At 65.3% G+C, this 20,504-nt stretch carries 18 protein-coding genes and 3 tRNA genes; 5 read left to right on the top strand and 16 right to left on the bottom strand.

Going from position 1 to position 20,504, the window contains the following annotated elements; translation table 11 throughout:
* Window positions 1–195: 195 nt before the first annotated feature.
* A complete protein-coding gene (locus ACTTAI_RS11670) occupies window positions 196–681 on the bottom strand; it encodes a disulfide bond formation protein B (RefSeq protein ID WP_444451728.1) in 486 nt (161 codons plus the stop codon).
* 1 nt (window position 682) lies between these two features.
* Window positions 683–1,267, bottom strand: coding sequence for a YqaA family protein (locus tag ACTTAI_RS11665; protein WP_444451727.1), 585 nt, complete (start codon window positions 1,265–1,267; stop codon window positions 683–685).
* Between the two features lie 138 nt (window positions 1,268–1,405).
* On the opposite strand from ACTTAI_RS11665, the gene ypfJ reads away from it, so the two are divergent.
* Together ypfJ and ACTTAI_RS11655 are read left to right on the top strand one after the other, a co-directional pair.
* Window positions 1,406–2,281, top strand: a complete 876-nt coding sequence (gene ypfJ / locus ACTTAI_RS11660; RefSeq protein WP_444451726.1) for a KPN_02809 family neutral zinc metallopeptidase — start codon at window positions 1,406–1,408, stop codon at window positions 2,279–2,281.
* A gap of 59 nt (window positions 2,282–2,340) precedes the next feature.
* A tRNA-Leu gene (locus ACTTAI_RS11655) sits at window positions 2,341–2,424 on the top strand.
* Window positions 2,425–2,613: 189 nt separating this feature from the next.
* Here the strand turns inward: ACTTAI_RS11655 and ACTTAI_RS11650 are convergent.
* The gene (locus ACTTAI_RS11650; protein ID WP_444451725.1) at window positions 2,614–4,008 is read right to left on the bottom strand and encodes a phosphomannomutase; all 1,395 of its coding nucleotides are present in this window, start codon (window positions 4,006–4,008) and stop codon (window positions 2,614–2,616) included.
* A 156-nt stretch (window positions 4,009–4,164) separates the two neighbouring features.
* Here ACTTAI_RS11650 and ACTTAI_RS11645 point away from each other — a divergent pair, with 156 nt between their 5' ends.
* The gene (locus tag ACTTAI_RS11645; RefSeq protein ID WP_444451724.1) at window positions 4,165–5,181 is read left to right on the top strand and encodes an SDR family NAD(P)-dependent oxidoreductase; all 1,017 of its coding nucleotides are present in this window, start codon (window positions 4,165–4,167) and stop codon (window positions 5,179–5,181) included.
* A 27-nt stretch (window positions 5,182–5,208) separates the two neighbouring features.
* Here ACTTAI_RS11645 and ACTTAI_RS11640 read toward each other — a convergent pair.
* From ACTTAI_RS11640 to ACTTAI_RS11620, 5 genes are all read right to left on the bottom strand, one after another.
* Window positions 5,209–5,284: transfer RNA gene (locus tag ACTTAI_RS11640), tRNA-Val, on the bottom strand.
* A gap of 56 nt (window positions 5,285–5,340) precedes the next feature.
* Complete coding sequence (locus ACTTAI_RS11635) at window positions 5,341–6,261, bottom strand: homoserine O-succinyltransferase (RefSeq protein ID WP_444451723.1); 921 nt, start codon at window positions 6,259–6,261, stop codon at window positions 5,341–5,343.
* A 40-nt stretch (window positions 6,262–6,301) separates the two neighbouring features.
* Window positions 6,302–7,162 (bottom strand): ATPase, encoded by an 861-nt coding sequence (locus ACTTAI_RS11630; protein ID WP_444451722.1) that lies wholly within the window; start codon window positions 7,160–7,162, stop codon window positions 6,302–6,304.
* Between the two features lie 25 nt (window positions 7,163–7,187).
* Window positions 7,188–8,102, bottom strand: a complete 915-nt coding sequence (locus ACTTAI_RS11625; protein WP_444451721.1) for a DMT family transporter — start codon at window positions 8,100–8,102, stop codon at window positions 7,188–7,190.
* 125 nt (window positions 8,103–8,227) lie between these two features.
* Window positions 8,228–9,337, bottom strand: coding sequence for an outer membrane protein transport protein (locus ACTTAI_RS11620; RefSeq protein WP_444451720.1), 1,110 nt, complete (start codon window positions 9,335–9,337; stop codon window positions 8,228–8,230).
* A gap of 724 nt (window positions 9,338–10,061) precedes the next feature.
* Between ACTTAI_RS11620 and ACTTAI_RS11615 the strand changes: the two genes are divergently transcribed.
* Both ACTTAI_RS11615 and guaB read left to right on the top strand, forming a co-directional pair.
* Window positions 10,062–11,027 carry a tellurium resistance protein gene (locus ACTTAI_RS11615; protein ID WP_444451719.1) on the top strand — a complete coding sequence of 322 codons (966 nt, stop codon included), beginning with the start codon at window positions 10,062–10,064 and terminating at the stop codon, window positions 11,025–11,027.
* A gap of 68 nt (window positions 11,028–11,095) precedes the next feature.
* Window positions 11,096–12,544 (top strand): IMP dehydrogenase, encoded by a 1,449-nt coding sequence (gene guaB / locus ACTTAI_RS11610; RefSeq protein WP_444451718.1) that lies wholly within the window; start codon window positions 11,096–11,098, stop codon window positions 12,542–12,544.
* Window positions 12,545–12,637: 93 nt separating this feature from the next.
* Here guaB and ACTTAI_RS11605 read toward each other — a convergent pair whose 3' ends face one another.
* The 8 genes from ACTTAI_RS11605 to ACTTAI_RS11570 all read right to left on the bottom strand — a co-directional run bounded on the left by ACTTAI_RS11605 (window position 12,638) and on the right by ACTTAI_RS11570 (window position 20,467).
* Window positions 12,638–13,714: a 2'-deoxycytidine 5'-triphosphate deaminase gene (locus ACTTAI_RS11605; RefSeq protein WP_444455746.1), complete on the bottom strand. Its 1,077-nt coding sequence runs from the start codon at window positions 13,712–13,714 to the stop codon at window positions 12,638–12,640.
* Window positions 13,715–13,786: 72 nt separating this feature from the next.
* Window positions 13,787–13,864, bottom strand: a tRNA-Pro gene (locus tag ACTTAI_RS11600).
* 91 nt (window positions 13,865–13,955) lie between these two features.
* Window positions 13,956–16,853 (bottom strand): MerR family transcriptional regulator, encoded by a 2,898-nt coding sequence (locus ACTTAI_RS11595; RefSeq protein WP_444451717.1) that lies wholly within the window; start codon window positions 16,851–16,853, stop codon window positions 13,956–13,958.
* 54 nt (window positions 16,854–16,907) lie between these two features.
* Window positions 16,908–17,210, bottom strand: coding sequence for an integration host factor subunit alpha (gene ihfA / locus ACTTAI_RS11590; protein WP_110804145.1), 303 nt, complete (start codon window positions 17,208–17,210; stop codon window positions 16,908–16,910).
* 110 nt (window positions 17,211–17,320) lie between these two features.
* Window positions 17,321–18,295 (bottom strand): beta-ketoacyl-ACP synthase III, encoded by a 975-nt coding sequence (locus tag ACTTAI_RS11585; protein WP_444451716.1) that lies wholly within the window; start codon window positions 18,293–18,295, stop codon window positions 17,321–17,323.
* On the bottom strand, window positions 18,292–19,395 hold the full coding sequence (plsX, locus tag ACTTAI_RS11580; RefSeq protein WP_444451715.1) for a phosphate acyltransferase PlsX: 1,104 nt from the start codon (window positions 19,393–19,395) through the stop codon (window positions 18,292–18,294). Before plsX ends, ACTTAI_RS11585 begins: the two co-directional genes overlap by 4 nt.
* Window positions 19,396–19,506: 111 nt before the next feature.
* Window positions 19,507–19,713: a 50S ribosomal protein L32 gene (gene rpmF, locus ACTTAI_RS11575; protein ID WP_023912988.1), complete on the bottom strand. Its 207-nt coding sequence runs from the start codon at window positions 19,711–19,713 to the stop codon at window positions 19,507–19,509.
* A gap of 187 nt (window positions 19,714–19,900) precedes the next feature.
* Complete coding sequence (locus tag ACTTAI_RS11570; protein WP_444451714.1) at window positions 19,901–20,467, bottom strand: YceD family protein; 567 nt, start codon at window positions 20,465–20,467, stop codon at window positions 19,901–19,903.
* Between the last annotated feature and the right edge of the window lie 37 nt (window positions 20,468–20,504).

Here is a 20,504-nt window from a genome sequence, read left to right as displayed (position 1 = left end):
CGGAGGGGTCCGAGGTGTCGATGATATCGGTCACGCGGGGCTTCTTCTGCCAGATTTTGTTGTGCCGCTTTATATCGCAACCCATGGCTTGGGTGCAACGGCGAATGGCGGCGTCGGCGGGAAAGGGCAGAGATTGCGTATTTGGACCCGGAAAAACGGGCTGCTTTTTCTTGGTTCAAATACGCCCTTGCGCGCTCAGCCGCGGGTGCGGCGCGCGGTCAGGAAGGCCGCGATCCAGAGGCCCGCGAAGCAAAGCGAGAAGACCGCGTTCAGGTTCGGCATGGTCACGCCGAAAAGATCCCAGGCGATCTCGTCGCAGCGGATCAGCGGCGCCGAGGAGATCTGCGCCATCAGGTCCTGCGCCGAGAGGCTGGCGATCGGATTCGAGGTGCAGGTGTCGGGACCGGCAAAGATGTGGCGCTCGACGCCCGAATGATAGATCCCGAAAGCGCCCGTGGTCAGCGCGGCCAAGGCACCGAAAGGGGCAAAGGCCATCGGCAGCCGGAAGAGCAGCATCAGCCCGCCCAGAACGGCGGCAACCAGATGCGGCCAGCGCTGCAGGATGCACAGATCGCAAGGCGGGAAACCCAGCGCCTGAAAGATCAGCGCCGCCACGAGAACCGCGGCCGATCCGGCAGCGGCAAGGGCAACCAGACGGCGGGGCGTCAGCACGGGGTCCATGTCAGGCTCCTTTCAGGACAAACCAGAGGGCGGCGAGCACGAGCAGCAGCCCGCCCGCGACCCAGACCAGACGGCGCTCGACGAAGCTTGCGATGCGCGCGCCGAATCGCGACAGCAGCCAGCCCAGCCCATAGAACCGGGCCGAACGGGCGACGATCGCCGAGAGGATGAAGAGCACCGGATCGAAGCTGAGCACGCCCGCAAGGATCGTCACCACCTTCATCGGCGGCATATGCGCCAGCCCCGAGGTGACCAGCATCACCAAGATCGCCCAGGTTCCCGCGCCGTCACGCAGCGACTCGAAGGTCGCCATCTTGCCCGTCGCTTCAAGGAAGGGCCGCGCGATCAGGTCGAAGGCATAATGGCCGATGCACCAGCCGAAGATGCCGCCCAGAACCGAGGTGACCGAGGCGATCAGCGCATAGCGCCAGATCTTTTCGGGCCGCGCGAGTCCCATCGGCACGAACAGCACGTCTGCCGGGATCGGAAAGAACGAGCTTTCGACGAAGGAGATGATCCCCAGCGCCCAGTCCGCGCGCGGATGTCCGGCCAAACCGAGCGTCCAGCGGTAAAGTCGTTCGAACATGGGCCCCCGCGGCTGGTTCCGGTGTCTCGTCGTGCATCGCAAGGCGGGGGGGCGGCGTCAAGGCGGGGCGCGACGTTTTCCCCCTGTCCGGGGTGGCTTTACGGGGGTAATTTCGAAACCGTGATCGGGAGGGGCGCGATGAAGTGGCAAGGTCGTCGTGGCAGCGACAATATCGAGGACCGTCGTGAAGCTGGTCCCGCGGGCGGGCGGCGGGTCTCGCTTGGCGGGGCGGGGGGGCTTGGGCTTGTGGCCCTGGTGCTGGTGGGGTGGCTCTTTGGTGTCGATCTGACGCCGCTTCTGAACAGCGACGGGCTGCAGCGCGAAAGCGCGCCGCGGGTCGAAGACAGCGGCTCCTTGAGCGAGCGCGACCGGGCGATGGGCGATTTCGTTTCGGTGACGCTGGCCGATACCGAGGAGATCTGGGCCGATATCTTCCGCAAGGATCTGGGCAAGGTCTATCACCCGGCGGTTCTGGTGCTGTTCTCGCAGGCCACGCCCTCGCCCTGCGGCACGGCCTCGGGGGCGACGGGGCCGTTCTATTGTCCGGTCGATGGCAAGGTCTATCTGGACACCGCCTTTTTCGAGACCCTGTCGCAGGAGCTTGCCGCGGGGGGCGATTTCGCGGCGGCCTATGTGGTCGCGCATGAGATCGGCCACAGGGTGCAGGACGAGTTGGGCATCCTCGACAAGGTCGAGGCGGCCCGGGCGAAGGCAACCCCTGCGGTCTCGAATGCGCTTTCGGTGCGGCTTGAGCTGCAGGCGGATTGTTTCGCCGGGGTCTGGGCGCAGCACGCGGCCGAGGATTTTGGCACGATCGAGCGGGGCGATGTGGCAGAGGCGATGAATGCCGCGGCGCAGATCGGCGATGACACGCTGGCCCGCAATGCCGGGCGCCGCCCGATGCCTGACAGTTTCACCCACGGCACCTCGGATCAGCGCCAGTTCTGGTTCGCGCAGGGCTTCGACAGCGGCGCGATCGGAGCCTGCGATACTTTCGCGCGCAAGACGCCCTGACATTGGCGTGCCGTTTGCTCTTGTCAGACGCGGCGCGCGGGGCTAGATGCAACGTGCTGGCCCGAGTGGCGGAATGGTAGACGCAGGGGATTCAAAATCCTCCGCCGCAAGGTGTGCGAGTTCGAGTCTCGCCTCGGGCACCAGCTGATCCCAAGGACATATTTGTGTTTTGCTGCCCCTTCGCGGGGGCTCGCGGGATCTTTGCGCGGGCTGCTGGCAGTTCTGACACGCCGCCGGATCTTTTGATTCGCGCCATTGCGAAAAGACTCACTCTGACGTTCCGAGGCGGTATCGGTCGCCGCGGGCGGAGAGGGGCAGCGCCTGCGGTCGGGCTATTTGAGTCGGGCGCTGATCTCGCCCATCGCGGCGCTCAGCAACTGCTGCGCGGCTTCGATCTCGGAGGCTTCGGTATAGATACGGAACTCGGGCGCATTGCCGGACGGGCGCAGATGCAGCACGCGGCCATCCGTCAGCGTCATCCGCAGGCCATCGGTGCGATCAAGCGCGGTCTCGGCACCGAAGGGGCGCAAAAACGTGGCCCGGGCCGTCGCATCCTCGGACAGATGCGCCAGAAAGGCTGCGCTCGCTTCGGTCGGGGTTTCGGTGAGGCGGTCCGAAGCGGTGGCGCGGGCAGGCAGGGTGGCGACAAGATCTCTGAGCGATTGGCCCGCTGCGCGCGCGGCGATCAGCGGCACCAGCATCGGCGCCACCGCGTCGCGCGTCATCAGCGCGGGCAGGGGGCCTGCGGGCGCCTTGGCGGTGAAGCCGAGCAGGAAACCACCATTCGCCTCGAAGCCCACGACCTCGGCAGCGGCGTCTGCGGCGAGCGCTTCCTCCATTGCGGCAATGACGAAGGGCGAGCCGATCTTCGTGCGCGCGACGGTGGTGAAATCGGCGATCATCCCGACCATCGAATTTGACGAGACCGGAGTGCAGATCACCTTTGCGCCGAGCGCCCGTGCGGTCAGCACGCCCAGAATATCGCCCGGGATCACCCGTCCCGTGGCATCGGCAAGCATCGGGCGGTCGGCATCGCCATCGGTCGAGAGAATGGCATCAAGGCCAAGGTCGCGACACCAGGCGGCAAGCTGGTGGCGCGTCTCGGGGTCGACCGCCTCGGTATCGACGGGAATGAAGGTCTCGGACCGCGCGAGCCGGACCACTTCGGCACCAAGCGCGGTGAGCAGGTCATGCAGCAGATCGCGCGCGACCGAGGAATGTTCGTAAAGCCCGAGCCGCAGCCCGGCCAGCGCCCCGGGGCCGAAGGCCGTGACATAGCGCGCGACATAGGCCTGACCGGCGTCGGGGCGCAGCTGCAGCGGGCCGGGGCGACTCGTCGGCGCCGGATGCGTGAGCGCGACAAGGATCGCCGCCTCGTCCGCTTTCGAGATTTCGCCCGTGGGCAGGTAGAACTTCAGCCCGTTGCGATCGGCGGGAATATGGCTGCCGGTGACCATCACGGCGGCGGCGCCCGCTTCCATCGCCACCTGCGCCAGCGCCGGGGTGGGCAGCGTGCCGCAATCGGTGACGCAAAGGCCCGCGGCCCGTGCCGCTGCGATGACATCGGCGGCGACGCGCGGCGAAGACGGGCGCAGATCCTGACCGACGAAGAGGCCGGTGCCGGTCGGACAGGCGATGATGAAGGCGCCGACATGAGCGCCGATCAGCTCCGGCGTCAGCTCGACGACAAGTCCGCGCAGGCCGCTGGTTCCGAATTTGGGGGGCATGGCTCTCTTCCGTGTTTGTCCCGACCGTTCTAGGCGGCGGCTCCGCTCCTGTCGAGCCATGCCTGCGCCGCCGCGGCTTGACGAAGGGTGGGCCAAGCGGGCATCTGGGCGAGTGTCCGCAGGCGGGCCGGACCTTTCAGCATGGGAGAAAGCAATATGGACCAACGGCGCATCCTGATCACCGGAACCGCCGGGTTCATCGGCTTTCATCTGGCGCAGGCGCTCCTGGCCGAGGGCTTCCGGGTGCAGGGCTATGACGGGATGACGGATTACTATGACGTCGCGCTGAAGCAGCGCCGCCATGCGATGCTGCTGCAGAACCCGAATTTCAGCGCGATGGAGGGGATGCTGGAAGATCACGCCCGCTTCGACGCGCTGGCTGACGACTTCCGCCCCGAGGTGATCGTGCATCTGGCCGCGCAGGCCGGGGTGCGCTACAGCCTTGAAAACCCGCGTGCCTACCTCGACAGCAACGTGATCGGCACCTTCACCGTGATGGAGGCGGCGCGGCGGCTCGAGGTCAAGCACCTGCTCATTGCCTCGACTTCCTCGGTCTATGGCGCCAATACCGAGATGCCCTTTGCCGAGACCGACAAGGCCGACACGCAACTGACGATCTATGCGGCGACGAAAAAGGCCAATGAAAGCATGGCGCATGCCTATGCGCATCTGTGGAACCTGCCGACGACGATGTTTCGCTTCTTCACCGTCTACGGGCCCTGGGGGCGGCCGGATCTGGCGCTTTACAAATTCGTCGATGCGATCCTCGATGACCGGCCGATCGACATCTACAATCACGGCGAGATGTATCGCGACTTCACCTATATCGATGACCTCGTGCGCGGCATCCGGCTGTTGATCGACACGGTTCCGGTGCGTCCCGAGGACGGCGTGGTGCCCGAGGGCGACAGCCTGTCGCCGGTTGCGCCCTGGCGCGTGGTGAATATCGGCAATTCCGACAAGGTGCGGCTGCTCGATTTCGTCGATGCGATCGAGGCGAGCCTCGGCAAGACCGCGATCCGCAATTACATGCCGATGCAGAAGGGCGACGTGCCCGCCACCTGGGCGAATGCGGAGCTGCTGCAGCGCCTGACCGGCTACCGACCGCAGACCGACTTCCGCGACGGCATCGCCCGCTTCGTCGCCTGGTATCGCGACTATTACGGCAAGTGATCGGGCTGCGCTGGCTTGCGGTGGGGCTGGTGGGTGATGAGAGACTCGAACTCCCGACATCCTCGGTGTAAACGAGGCGCTCTACCAACTGAGCTAATCACCCGATGCGGTGCTCTTAGCCTGCGAAGCCCCGCAACCGCAAGGGCTATCCGGCGCGGATCAGAGGCCGATCTGCGCCAGATCGTAGGGCGTGTCCTGATAGATCGCATTCACCCAGTTGCCGTAAAGCAGATGCGCGTGGCTGCGCCAGCGGTTCGTCGGCGTCTGGGAGGGATTGTCGTCAGGATAGTAGTTCGCAGGCACGTTGATCGGTTTGCCCGCCGCCACGTCGCGGTCGTATTCGTCCTTCAGCGTCGTGCTGTCGTATTCGAAGTGGTTGAACACATACAGCGCGCGGTGGCACGTGTCCTCGACCAGACAGGGGCCGGTCTCGTCGCCCGCGATCAGCGTGCGCAGGCCCGCCTGATCGAGCTCGTCCTGTTTCATCTCGGTCCAGCGGCTCACCGGCACCAGCACGTCATCGGAGAAGCCGCGCAGATAGGGCGAGGTCGGTGCCAGATTGCGATGGCGGAAGCAGCCGAACGCCTTGGCCTCGAGCATGTGTTTCGCCACGCCGTGGAAGTGATAGGCCATCGCCATGCCGCCCCAGCACACGCCGAAGGTCGAAAAGACATGGCTTTGCGTCCAGTCGAAGACCCGTTGCAGCTCGTCCCAATAGGTCACGTCCTCGAAGGCGAGGTGTTCGATCGGGGCGCCGGTGACGATCAGACCGTCGAATTTCTCGCCCGAGGCCTCGATCTCGGCGAAGGGGCGGTAGAACTCGGCCATATGCTCGGCGGCGGTGTTCTTCGTCTGATGCTCGGTCATCCGGATCAGCTGGAAGTCGATCTGGATTGGCGTCGCGCCGATCAGCCGGGCGAACTGGTTTTCGGTCTGGATCTTCTTTGGCATCAGATTGAGCAACCCGATCCGCAGCGGTCGGATTTCCTGCCGCGCAGCACGCTCGGGCGTCATCACCATCACGCCTTCCTGCGACAGGATGTCGAAGGCGGGCAGCGTGGCAGGGAGCGTGATGGGCATTGTCTTTCCGATACTTGGCAGAAGATGTTGAGACGGGGCCTCAGGCCGGAAGGGCCGAGGCAATCAAGGATGTAAGGTCTTTCTCGTCGCGCACAAGGGCGACATCTGACGCAGCCACCTTGATCCCCCAGTTGCGCGCCATCGCCGCATAGCGCGGCTGACGGTGGTCCAGCGCCTGACGATAGGTCCAGCGGATGAAGTCATCGGGGTTGACCTCGTCTTCGCGCAAGCCGCGCTCGACCCGGTATTGCAGCCATTTCTTGTCCAGAAACGCGGGCTGATAATACATCGGCTTCGGTGCGCGGTCGAAGCGGCGGACAAGCTCGTCGGTGTGTTCCTCGCTGCCCTCGATCCAGACCATCAGCAGATGCTCGGAGAGTTCCTTCATGATCGGATCGGCGGGGTTCTCGGGGTCCACCACCTCGCAGATCGAGCCGCCGCAGTCGCAGACGAAATTCGGCAGCCCGTAGATCGCCTGCGAGCGCTCGATGAAATAAGTCGTGTCCATCAGCGCGGCCTGTTCGGCGCCGCGGTGCTGGTTCTGTCGGATCATGTAATCCTCGAAGGTCAACCCGCCTTTCGCCTCGGAGCCCGGCTTGCCAAGGTAGGTGGACAGCGGCGCGAGGTTGTCGAAGGTGATGTTCGACGCGATATAGACCGAGTCCGACAGCAGCAATTCGGCGAGGAAGGGGTTCTTCATCGCCTCGCGCTTGAAGTTGTCGGCGATATATTCGCCCATGTAGCGCGTGCCGATGCGGTAATCGACCGAGTAGTGAAACCAGCCCGTGGGCGAGGCGCGCAGCATATTCGCCAGATAGGTCTTGCCCAGCCCCGACATGCCGAAGAACAGCACCCGTTTGCGGCTGGCCGCCAGCCATTCGGCGCGGTTTGCGTAGATCATGCTTACCCCCTGTTTCGGCCTCGGTTTAGCGCGGGGATCGGGCGTCGTCACGCGGTTTTGGCCGCGAATTGGTGAGCCAAAGCCCCGCAGCCAGCACGGCGAAACCGACAAGCGCATGCGGGCCAAGGCGTTCGTCATAGACCAGCGCCCCGGCGACGATGGCAACGGGCGGGATCAGCAGGGTGACGAGCGACAGGTTTCCCGCGCCAGCGAGTTTCAGGATCCGGTAATAGATCAGATAGGCGAGCGCCGAGCAGCCAAGCGCGAGCCAGATCAGCCCGGCCCAGACCTGCGGGGCGTAGTCAAGGCTTGGCACGCCCTCGACGATCAGCATGGCGGGGGCGAGCCAGACCACGCCGCCCGTCAGCATGCCGGCGGCGGCGACCTCGGGGGCGAGGCCGATGATTGCCTTCCTCGCATAGGCGCCCGCGAAGCCATAGGTGATCGAGGCGCCGATGATCGCCCATTGCGCGGCCGAGGCGAGGGTGAAGCCGGTCAGCGCCTCGGGGCCGATGGCCAGGACGACGCCGACAAAGCCGAGCCCGACGCCCGCAAGGCGGCGCCGCGTCAGCGGCTCGTCGGGGAAGACGGCGGCGGCAACAAGGACGCCGAACAGCGCGGTGGAGGCATTGAGGATCGCGGCCAGACCAGAGTCGATATGCTGCTGGCCCCAGACGATCAGCGAAAAGGGAATGGCATTGTTCAGTGCCCCCATGATCAGGAAGCGCAGGATGTAGCGCGGGTCTTCCGGCAGGGGCAGGCGGCGCAGGGCGACCCAGAGCCAGAGCAGCACCGCGCCCCCGGCGACCCGAAAGGTGACGGTGGTCAGAAAGCCGGTGCCGGTCAGCGCGGCGCGGTTCGACAGGAACGAAGTGCCCCAGATCAGGGCAAGGGCGGCCAGAAGCGCCCAGACAAGCGGGGGGATGCGGGTCGTGGTCATGGCGCGACGCTAGCCGGGGCAGGGTGGACAGGCCACTCGGAACTTGTGCCGAACACAATGCGTCAGGAAGGTGCGAAAGGCCCGCCAAAGCGGGCCTTTGCGGTATTTCGGAAGATCTCGAAAGATCAGAAGGTGATGCCGACGCGCACGCCCGCGCCCCAGCCCGAGTTGTCGGAGAAATCGCCGCTGATCAACGGGTTGGTGACGGCATCGCCGATATCGACATAGCGCACGCCCGCAGTGATCTTGACGTTGTCAGTTGCTTGGTAGGTTCCCGCGAACGCGATGGAGCGGAACCCGTCGGTCGGTCCGAGGTTGCCGGTCGTTTCGCCTGAAGATTTCTCGTAGCCCAGAACGACGGCTCCCGACCACTTGTCGTTGAACTTGCGTCCGACGCCGAGCGAATAGGTGAACGTATTGTCCTTGTAGGCCACAAGCGGATCCTGTCCCATGTCGACCGTGTAATGTGTCGGCGCGATTTCCAGTTGGGTCCAGTGAACCCAGCGCACCGAGCCGAACAGCAACGTATCTCTGGCGATGCCGGTCTGGAATTCCAGGTTCACCGATTCCGGAATCGTGGTCGAGAAAACGGTGTCCAGTGTTGCGCCGCCTGTGTAAGCGCTCGATTCACGGGCTTCGAAGTCGTGGGTGATCTTGGAATTGTAGGTCAGCGCCACGCGTGCCGCGATTTCGGGTTTTTCCCAGGCCACACCGACAAGATAACCGAAGTCCGTTTCGGTCGAGGAGCTCATGCGATAGGCCCCGACCGCAGGCAGGCTGACCACACCGCTGGTCCGCAGTGCCCGAATGCCGCCGATCATCGAGAAATTCTGCGGCAATTTATAACGCAGCATCCCGGTAAGCGAGGTGTTGTCGATGGTCGCCGTCGACCCTTGCAGGAAGTAGTCCGTTCCCGTCGGGTAATTCACATCTGCCCCGATAGCGTTTTCCAGCACCACGGCAGCGTCGATTTTATCGGTCAGCGCAACTTTGTATCCAAAGCTGTAGGTGCCGTAGCCACCCGCCATGTCGCCAGAATGGGCGCTTCGACCGGTCATGGCCGCGTTCAGGCCGACACCTGAAACATCCGGGCTGAAGCCACCGAAGTTCAACTCGGCATAGTTGCCTTTTTCGAACAGGATCGCCGTCGACTGGCTGGACCGTTCAATACCCCCCGCGGTGGCGGCTGTGGCGCCAAGGGCTAGGGCGCTCGCCGTCATCAGTATTTTTTTCATGTGATTCTCATCCCTAGAGTGTGTGGAACTCTTCTCCCGAGGGTGACCCTATCACGCTGTTAAGGTGAATCAATTCGGGCTGCGGCCTTACGTCACGTCCGCGTGAGCTTACCGTTGCGTCATGTTGCCGAACTGCCACGAAACCAAGTGAACTCAACGGTTTGGTTTGCCTCGGGGTGTGGCATCCGAGGCCCGGATGCCACGCATCCGCGCGCCATTTTCGGCCGTTGGCGCGGTTTCTGCGCCTTTAAGTGAAGACAGCTCTGGGTTGAGCTGATGGCAGCGTCGAGCGGGTCATGGCAGTGCGTGCGCGAGCCCCGCGATTGCAGTGCCGCCAAGCCAGAGCGCAGGCATCAAAAGCACGAAAGAAAGCTGCGCGGCAAACCGGCCATCGGATGTCGAAACGGCCAGAGTGACGGGCTGCGGTGGGGGCTGGCATTGTTTCCATTTGGTGTGCATTGGGTCCTCCCTCACCCCATTAACCGCTAATATAGTAAATACTTTCTTAATGCTTGCCGAAATGAAAACGGGTCAAAGCCCGGCACTGCATGGTGTCGGCCGATCTGCCTGAGGTTGCCCTGTCGTGCCGGGGTAAATTCTGCGACACGCCGTCCACTGTCGATTTGCCCTTTCTTTGCCATTGTTCTACTGCAAGATTTTCGTCAAATATGATGCAAGTTGACCCAAACCGATTTGCAGCCTTAAGTTGAAACAGGACGAGAAGATGGCCGCCGTTCCCCCGAAACCGACGCCGCCCGGGCTGTGGCGGCGCACGCCCCCCGCGATCTTTCCGCCCACCCTCGGGCTCGTGGCTCTGGCGCTTGGCTGGCGCAAGGCCGGTCAGGCCTTTGATCTGCCCGCCGCGATCGGCGAGGCGCTGAGCGGTGCGGTGACGCTGCTGTGCGCCTTTGTCTTCCTGACCTATCTCGTCAAGGTGCTGCGCCGCCCCGCAGTCGTGCTTGAGGATCTGCGCATCCTGCCGGGCCGGGCCGGGCTCGCGGCGGCCATGCTGATGCTCTATCTGATGGCGGCGGCAATCGGCCCCTATCTGCCCGCGGCGGCGCTGGCGGTTCTGGCGACGGGGGCGGGGCTGCATGTGATGCTGACGGTGGCGATGCTTTATGTCTTCGCCACCGGCCCGGCCGAGCAGCGCCGGGTCAATCCGACCTGGCATCTGCTGTTTTCGGGCTGGATCGTGGCCGCTTTGGTGGCGACGCAGCTTGGTCTGACGATGATCGCGGTCGGGCTGTTCTGGGTCGCGCTGGTGTTTGCGGTGGCGATCTGGGTTGTCTCCTTGCAGCAATTCTCGCGGGAAACCGTGCCGGCGCCGCTGCGGCCCCTGCTGGCGATCCACCTTGCACCCGTCGCCGTGATCGGCACCACGGCGTCGGTGCTGGGCGCGGTCGCGATGTCTTACGTCTTCGCGATGAGCGCGGCGTTGCTGCTTTTCTTCTTCCTCGTGCGGCTGCGCTGGCTTCTGGCGGCGGGCTTCTCGCCCCTTTGGGGGGCGCTGACCTTCCCGCTGGTGGCGACCGCCTCGCTCTGGCTGACCATGGGCGAGGAGTTGTTGGTTCCGGGCGGCATTGCGCTGATCGCGGCCACGCTGATCGTGCCGCCGATCGCGGTGCGGATCTACAAGATGTGGGCAAAGGGCGAATTGGCGCTGAAAACCGGGGCTGCCATCGCCTGAGGGCTTGCGTCGGGGGCCAAGCCATGAAACAGGGACGTGCCAACCGTTCCCTGCCGATGGAGTCCCCCATGCAGATTCGCGAGGCCCTCACCTTCGATGATGTCCTTCTGGTTCCCGCAGCCTCGTCCGTGCTGCCGTCGGAGGCTGACGTTTCCACGCGCGTGACGCGCTCGATCCGTCTGAACATCCCGCTCCTGTCCTCGGCGATGGATACCGTGACCGAGGCGAACATGGCGATTGCCATGGCGCAAGCGGGCGGCATGGGGGTGATCCACCGCAACCTCACCGTCGAGAAACAGGCCGCCGAAGTGCGGCGTGTGAAGCGCTTTGAATCGGGCATCGTCTACAACCCGATCACGCTGACGGCCGAGCAGACGCTGGCCGATGCCAAGGTGCTGCGCGAACGCTACAACGTCTCGGGCTTTCCGGTCGTCGACGTCGCGGGCAAGGTCGTCGGCATCGTGACGAACCGCGACATGCGCTTTGCCACCGATGACGCGACCCCAGTTTCGGCAATGATGACGCGCGAAAACCTCGCCATGCTGCGCGAACCGGCCGACCGCGACGAGGCGATGAAGCTGATGAAGGCGCGCCGGATCGAGAAGCTTCTGGTGGTGAATGCCGAGGGCAAGCTGACCGGTCTTCTGACGCTGAAGGACAGCGAGCATTCGGTGCTGCACCCGCAAGCCTGCAAGGACGACAAGGGCCGTCTGCGCGTCGCTGCGGCCTCGACCGTGGGCGATGCGGGCTATGAACGCTCGGTCGCGCTGATCGAGGCGGGTTGCGATCTGATCGTGATCGACACCGCGCATGGCCATTCCGAGGGCGTGGCGAAAGCGGTCGAACGGATCAAGCTTTATGCGCCCTCGGTGCAGGTCTGCGCGGGCAATGTGGCGACGGCCGAGGCGACGCGCGCGCTGATCGGGGCGGGCGCGGATGCGGTCAAGGTTGGCATCGGCCCGGGCTCGATCTGCACGACGCGGATCGTCGCGGGCGTGGGTGTGCCGCAGCTGACGGCGATCATGGATGCCTGCGCGGGCGCAGGCGACATTCCGATCATCGCCGATGGCGGGATCAAGTTCTCGGGCGATTTCGCGAAAGCGATCGCGGCGGGCGCCTCCTGCGCGATGGTCGGCTCGGCGATTGCGGGCACCGACGAATCCCCGGGCGAGGTGATCCTCTATCAGGGCCGGTCCTACAAATCCTACCGCGGCATGGGCTCGCTTGGCGCGATGGCGCGCGGCTCGGCGGATCGCTACTTCCAGAAGGACGCGGCCTCCGACAAGCTGGTTCCCGAGGGGATCGAGGGGCAAGTGCCCTACAAGGGCCCGGTCGCGGCGGTGCTGCATCAGATGGTGGGCGGCCTGCGCGCGGCGATGGGCTACACCGGCCACGCCACGGTCGAGAAAATGCGCGGCGGCTGCGAGTTCGTGCGCATCACCGGCGCGGGGCTGAAGGAAAGCCACGTCCATGACGTGCAGATCACCCGCGAAAGCCCGAACTACCGCATCGGCTGATCGGGGGGCCAGACATGAGAAAGGCCGGGGCAAATGTCCCGGCCTTTCGTATTTCTGCCTTGCGCGAGACAGCTGCCTCGGGGCAGGCGCCGCTCACCCAGCGCGGAAATGCTTGGCCAGCTTCAGCCCTTGCCCCTGATAGTTCGAGGCGATCCCCGCCCCGTAAAGACGCTCCGGCCGCCCGGCCATGCGCTCATAGACGAGCCGCCCGACCACCTGCCCGTGTTCCAGCACGAAAGGCGCCTCGTGGCAGCGCACTTCCAGCACGCCCTTCGAGCCCTCGCCGCCCGCCGCGCCATGGCCGAACCCGGGATCGAAGAAGCCCGCGTAATGGACGCGGAATTCGCCCACCATGGCCAGATAGGGCGCCATCTCGGCGGCGAAATCGGGCGGGATCACCACGGCCTCGCGGCTCACCAGAATATAAAATGCGCCGGGGTCCAGAATGATCCGCCCCTCGCGCGTGCGGACCTCTTCCCAGAAGGCGCTGGCGGGATAATGCGCGATCCGGTCCAGATCGATCACCCCTGTATGCGGCTTCGCGCGGTAGCCCACCAGATCGCCCGTCTCGGGGCGCAGATCGACCGAGAAGCCGAGCCCGTGATCGATCACCGCCTCGCCGCTCACCAGCGGTTCGGCGGCATGCAGCAGCTTCAACTCCGCATCGCTCAGCGCCGCCTGACCCGCGCGAAAACGGATCTGGTTGAGCCGCATCCCCGGCCGCACCAGCACCGAAAACGAGCGCGGGCAGATCTCGGCGTAAAGCGGTCCGGTGTAACCCTCGGGAATGCGGTCGAATTCCGTGCCGTCATCGGTGATCACCCGGGTCAGCAGATCGAGCCGCCCGGTTGAGCTTTTCGCATTGCTGACGGCGGTCAGACCAGCGGGCAGGGCGAGGCGCTCCATCAGCGGCACCAGATAGACGCAGCCCTTTTCCAGCACCGCGCCTTCGGCAAGGCTCATCCGGTGCATCTCGAACTCGGCCAGTTTCGTGTCCACCCGCTGGCCCCGGCCCGCCAGGAACGAGGCGCGGATGCGGTAGGCCACGTCGCCAAGCCGCAGATCAAGGCTCGCAGGCTGAATTTGTTCCGCGGTCACCGGACGCTCGGCGGCGATCTCGCCGCGGGCGATCATCGCGCGCAGGGCACTGTCGGGAAGAACACCATGCATCATCGCGGCCTCGCGGAACAGGAGTTGGTCAAAAAAGAACGCCCACTCCGCAAGGAGTGAGCGTTCTTTTGATGGTCGGGCCGGTGAGATTCGAACTCACGACCTTCCGCCCCCCAGACGGACGCGCTAACCAGGCTGCGCCACGGCCCGACGAGGCGCATATAGGGCCATTGCGCGGTCGGGTGCAAGCGGCAAAACGCAACTTTTTGCACGGGCTTGCAGGAGGGGGCGCAGATCATTCTCAGCGCCGGGCCGGAACCGGCCGCGGCGGCTGTGCCAGACGGCTTTGCAGCCGCACCAGACGGTCATGCGCCGACAGCAGCCGTATCCGCTCGATCGGCGACAGATCGTCGGGGGCGAATTGCGTCAGATCCTCGCGCAGGGCCCCCAGCGGATTCGCCGTCGGATCGATCTGCCCGGCCGCGGCCAGCTCCACCTGCAGCGGCGCGGTGCCGCTCAGGATCAGCGAGACCACCCGGTCAAGCGGATCGAATTCCGAAACCGCTTCGGCCTCGGCTTCGGTTTCAGGCTCTTCGGCCGCGTCGGTTTCGTAAACGAGGATCGTTTCGGTCTCGATCTGCGGCACGAACCGGCTCGGCTTGGGCAGTTGCGGCTCTGGCTCGGGTTCGGCTTGCAGTTCGGGCGCGGGGGCCGCGGCAAGCTCCGGTTCGGGCGCGTGCAGGATTTCCGGCTCGGGTTCCGGTTCTGGCTCGGGTTCTGGCAGGATCTCGAGTTCCGCCTCGCTCAGGGCCTCGATCGGCGCATCGGCTGCGAGGACGGGCTCCGGCTCGGGCTCCGGTTCGGGCAGAGGTTCGATGACCGGCGTCGCCTTCGGCGGCGGCGGAATGTAATCGAACAGCGAGCCCTGAATCGGCAGCTGCGGCTCCGGCTCGGGTTCCGGCACCGCCTCGGGCTCGACCATTGCCTCAACCCGTGCGGGGCGCGACATCGGCCGCGGTGCGATGAAGCGATAGGCGAGATCGTCAAAACTCTCGTCGTTCTCGATCACTTCCGCAGCTTCGTGCTCCGGCTCCGGTTCTGCGACGGGCTCGGGCGCCGTTTCGGGCACATGGCGCGAGCGGAAGGTCGGGATGGGCTCCGGCTCCGGTTCCGGTTCGGGCGCCGGGCCAACGTCAAGGTCCTGCTCGGGAAGGGCCATCACCTCGGGTTCAGGCTCTGGCTCTGGTTCCGGTTCCGGCTCGGGGTGCGGCAGCGGTTCCGGCTCGGCCAGACCCTCGGCAAAGGGCATGCCACGGTCAAGCGCCTCGGCCTCGGCTGCGGCCTGAGCGAGCGCCGCCGCGGCGACCTGTGCGGCCAGTTCCGCCTCGGCCTTGGCGCGGGCGGCTTCGGCCCGGGCGAGCTCTGCCTCGCGCCGCAGCCGCTGCAATTCGGCCCGCACGGCTTCGGCCTCGCGGCGGGCTTCCTCGACCGCCGCCTGCGCAATCTCAAGCGCGCGCTGCTCGGCCTCGGCCCGCGCGCGTTCGGCACGGCGCTCTGCATCGAGCCGATCAAGTTCTTCGGCGCTCAGCGCGGGGGGCTCCGTTGCGTCCGACAACGCCTCCGCGGCGATTTCCGCAAGCGGGGCAGGGGCTTCGGGCTCGGTCTGAGGAAGTGGCGCCTGCTCAGGCTCCGGTTCGACAAAATCGGCGATGTCCCCGAAGGTCTCTTCCGCCGTAAAATCAGATGCCTCCGGCGTGCCCCAGTCTGCCGTCGCAAAATCGCTCTCGGCTCCGAAAGCCGCGGTAGGTTCCGGGGCAGTCGCATCATCTGGGACTGTCGGTGCGGTCCTCAGTTCCACTGTGGCGAAAGCCGGGTCCGCTTCGGTCTCAGGGGCAAAGGCAAGCTCTGTCGCGCTCTCTGCTTCGGGCGTGATCTCTTCGACGCTCGGGGCAGCCGCGAACACGGGGTCCTGCGCATCGCCCGTCTCGGTGTCGAGATCATCGGGCACCGTTTCGGACACAAAGTCCTCTGCCGCGAAGGCAGAGAAGGGCGAGATGTCCGGTTCGGCAATGTGTTCTGGCGCGGCAAGATCTGCCGTATCTTCGGGCGTGATCTCTTCGACGCTCGGGGCAGCCGTGAACACGGGCTCCTGCGCACCGCCCGTCTCGGTGTCGAGATCGTCGGGCACCGTTTCGGACACGAAGTCCTCTGCCGCGAAGGCAGAGAAGGACGAGATATCCGGTTCGGCAATGGGGTCTGGCGCGGCAAGATCTGCCGTATCTTCGGGCGTGATCTCTTCGATGCTCGGGGCAGCCGCGAACACGGGGTCCTGCGCATCGCCCGTCTCGGTGTCGAGATCATCGGGCACTGTTTCGGACACAAAGTCTTCTGCCACGAAGGCAGAGAAGGACGAGACGTCCGGTTCGACAATCTGTGCTGGCGTTGCAACTTCAACGCTGTCTTCTGGCGCTTCGTTGTCCAGAGCCGACGCATCTTCGATCGCCGCAATCGCGGGCTCGGGGGCGATGACGGTGACGGAGCCGCTTTCGGCGAGCTCGTCCTGTGTCAGCACCGTCTCGAAGCTGGGGGCTGGTTCGGTGAGCGCGTCCGGATCGTCGAGCGATTCCAGTGCGATCTGCTCATGCCAGCTGTCGAGGGCGGGTTCTTCGGGGTCAGAAACAGCCGCAAGAGGCTCTTCGGGGGCGGGGGCAGGATAGTCTGCCACGAACTCCGGGGGCTCGAACCCGGCCAAGGGCTCCGCGTCGATGGGGTCATCTGCGAGGGCGCCGCCTGCGTCCGCAAGACCATCGGTCGCCTCTGCGTCCTCGCTCACGGCGCCGGGCTCGACCTGGGGCTCGGGCGCAAGCTCGACCTCGGCCGCGCTCTCTGCCATCGGCACAGGCTCGCGCGGCAGGTTGGCGCTCAGCATCTCGGCGCCAAGCGCCGAAACCTTCTTCGTGCCTTGCGATTTCAGCCGGGCCTGCGCCTCCTTGATCGGCAAGGCCTCGACCTGCAGCAGGTGCTTGATCCCCACCAGAAGCGCGACATCGGCCGGGCGATAATACCGCAGGCCACCGGCGCGTTTCACCGGCTTGATCTGTGGAAACTTGCTCTCCCAGAAGCGCAGGACATGCGTCGGGGTGTCGAGAAGCTCGGCCACTTCGGTAATCGTGCGGAAGGCCTCGGCTGACTTCGTCATCGCGGCGCGTTCATCTCCTGCTCGGGCTTATCCCGTGAACCGGTTGAGCCGGTCCTATTTCGAATTGCCTTCGGCAACCCGGTCTTTCATCAGATGCGAAGGCCGGAACGACAGCACCCGACGGGGCGAAATCGGAACTTCCTCGCCCGTCTTCGGGTTGCGGCCCATGCGCGAGGTCTTGTCCCGCACCGAAAAGGTGCCAAAGGACGAGATCTTCACCGTCTCGCCGCGCACCAGCGCGTCGGACATGTGCTGCAGCACGGTTTCGACCAGTTGCGCGGATTCATTGCGGCTCAGCCCGACTTCGCGGAACACGGCTTCGCTCAAATCCATGCGGGTCAGCGTTTTCTCTGACATCTCAATCCCCCGAAGTGATTTACATCACGATGGGGGCAAGTATTTCCCGAGTCAATATCAATGACTTGCACGGCAAGGTTGATACGGGTTTTTCCACCGTAATCGCGCGTTTACCAGCGCAGGACGACCGATCCCCAAGCAAGACCGCCGCCGATTGCCTCGGTCACGATCAGATCCCCGGCCTTGATCTGGCCCCGGGCCCGCGCCGTCGAGAGCGCAAGGGGAATCGATGCGGCAGAAGTGTTGCCGTGATCTTGCACCGTCACCACGACGCGCTCCATCGGCACCTGCATGCGTTCGGCGGTGGCCGAGATGATCCGAAGGTTGGCCTGATGCGGCACGATCCAGGTCACGTCGTCGGAGGTCAGCCCGGCCTTGTCGAGCGCGGTATGCGCGGTCTCGGCCAGTTTCGAGACGGCATGCTTGAAGACGGCATTGCCCTGCATGCGCAGATGGCCAGATTGACCATTGGTCGAGACGCCGCCATCAACATAAAGCAATTCGCGGTAACGCCCGTCCGAATGCAGATCGGTGGCCAGAATCCCGCGGTCCTCCGATGTGCCCGCGCCTTCGGCCGCTTCCACGATCAGCGCGCCCGCGCCGTCGCCAAAGAGCACGCAGGTGCCCCGGTCGGCCCAGTCCATGATCCGCGAGAAGGTCTCGGCGCCGATCACCAGCACGCGTTTCGCCTGCCCCGAGAGGATCAGCCCGTTCGCATTCGTCAGCGCGAAGACAAACCCGGCACAGACCGCCTGCACGTCATAGGCAAAGGCAGTGGTGTTGCCCAAACCCGCCTGCACCATCGTCGCGACAGACGGGAAGGTGAAATCCGGTGTCGAGGTCGCCAGCACAATCGCGTCGATCTGATCGGCCGTCATGCCCGCATCGGCCAGAGCCGCCTCGGCGGCCTTGATTGCCAGCTGCGAGGTGGTTTCCCCCTCGGCGGCGAAATGGCGCCGCTCGATCCCGGTGCGGGACCGGATCCATTCATCCGTCGTGTCGAGCTTGCCCTCGAACTCGGCATTCTCAACCACGCGGGCGGGCAGATAATGCCCCACACCGCGGACCACCGCTCTGATCGTCATTTCGAGTTCTCGACTCCTGCCTCCACCGAGGCTGCATCCTGACCGTTTGCTGACGCAAGGGCAACCCGTGCCGCAAGGCGTTCTGCAAAGCCCAGACCCGCCAGACGGGCCGCAAGGTCGATGGCCGCGGCAACGCCGGTGCCGTCCGCACCCCCGTGGGACTTGATCACAGTGCCGTTCAGACCGAGGAAAACACCGCCGTTCACCCGGCGCGGATCGATCTTCGCCTTGAGACGTTTGAGCGCACCCGAGGCGAGCAGCGCCCCGACCTTGGCGAGCAGGCTCGAGGTGAAAGCCTCGCGCATCAACTCGCCCGCGAATTTCGCCGTGCCCTCGCCGGTCTTCAGCGCGATGTTGCCGGTGAAGCCGTCGGTCACGATGACATCGACGCGCGATCCGGGCAGATCGGTGCCCTCGACGAAGCCGACGAAATCATAGCCGCCGGGCTCCTGCATCGCGCCGATCATCTCGGCGGCGGTCTTCAGCTCGGCATGGCCCTTGTGCTCTTCGGTGCCGACATTGAGCAGCCCGACACGCGGACGTTCAAGGCCGAGCGCGTTGCGGGCGTAAGAAGACCCCATCAGCGCATAGGTCAGCAGATCGCGGGCCTCGGCTTTCACATCTGCGCCCATGTCGAGCATGACGTTGAAGCCGGAGGGATTCTTGCAGGGCCAGAACGAGGCGATGGCGGGGCGGTTCACGCCCGGAACCTTGCGCAGACGCAGCATCGAGACCGCCATCAGGGCGCCCGTATTGCCGCAAGACACCGCAACCTGCGCCGCGCCATCGCGCACCGCATCGATCGTCGACCACATCGAGGTGTCCTTGCCGCCGCGCATCACCGCCGCGGGCTTGTCGTGCATCGTCACCACGCCGGTCGCATGACGGATCGTCACGCATGACTTCAGCTTGCGCGCCTTCACCAGCGGCGCAAGCTCGGCCTCGGGGCCATGCACGAGGAATTTCAGGTCGGGATATTTCCGGCGCGCAAGGGCGATCCCGTCAAGGACGGCCGCGGGGCCCCGGTCGCCCCCCATTGCATCGATCGACAGCACGAGCGGGGCGGAAACCGGGACGCCGGAAATCAAAGCGCCGGACATGTCCGGCGCTTGGGCGGCTGCAGTGCGGCCGCGACTTGACGTAACGTCAGCTTCTGCTCCCACCGTGGTCTTCTCCTGTTTGAACAGTTTGACCATGGCGGAGGGACGGGCTTACGCCGCGTCGTCGTCCAGATCGACTTCAGTCGCTTGCGCAACCACTTCGCGGTCGTCGTAGTGGCCGCAGGCGCCGCAGACGTGGTGCGGACGCTTCAGTTCGCCACAGTTCGGGCACGAAGCCGGGTTGGCGGCAACAAGGGCGTCATGCGCACGGCGCATGTTACGACGGGAGCGCGTGACTCGGTTCTGCGGGACGGCCATGTGTCTAACCTCGGTTCTGGGGGCGCAAGGCCCTGTTTTTCCTGGGGTTTCGTCACGGCAGCCAGCGGCAGACCGGGTGCGAACCCTGCGTTCGAATGAGGCCGGGAACATACTGCAGTTCCGCCCCGTTGCAAGCCCTTTTTGCAGCTTTTTTCGGCGCCGTCAAAACCGGGCCGAAAAGCCGCGCTCAGGACTTGTCGCTTTCCTCCCCGTCCTTGTTGCCGAGCAGGCTTTTCAGATTGGCAAAGGGGCGGGTGTCCTCGTCGCGGATCGGCGCGGCTCCGGGGGGCGTCGCCTCGTGTGCGCCAAGCGCCGCGCCCGGCGCATGCGGGTAAAGCGGCAGCGCGAGTTCAAGCGCTTCGAGCGCGACGGCGCCCAGATCGAAGCGATCGGGCAGCGGTTCGCTGTCGGTATCCTCGGGGATCTCGATCTCGTCGCCCGTGGGCTCGGGCATCTGCGCCAGATAGCGCCGGGTGACGGTTTCGCGCAGATCGGTGGTGACCGGCGCCAGCGTCACGACGCAGGCCTGCACGACGCGGGCGGTGAACTCGGCGTCGAGCGTCCAGTCCGACCGCCCGCTCGGCGTCAGCGTCCCCTTGAGCCGCAGGGAGGCGAGCGCCTCGATCCCCGCCCAGTCGGCAATCGCCGTGCAGGTCTCGGGATCGGGGGTGATGTCGAAGCGCGTGGGCTTGCGCGCCGCCAGCTCGGACGGGCGCAGAATATGGCTGAAAGGCAGGGTTTCGGTGTCGGTCATCACGGTCTCCGGGATCGCAAGCGGGTGAGGGACGGTC

Origin of the sequence: Rhodobacter capsulatus, assembly GCF_052363175.1 — a bacterium.
In the GTDB taxonomy this organism is placed as follows: domain Bacteria; phylum Pseudomonadota; class Alphaproteobacteria; order Rhodobacterales; family Rhodobacteraceae; genus Rhodobacter; species Rhodobacter capsulatus_D.
This window is presented reverse-complemented; position numbering and strand designations above follow the sequence as displayed.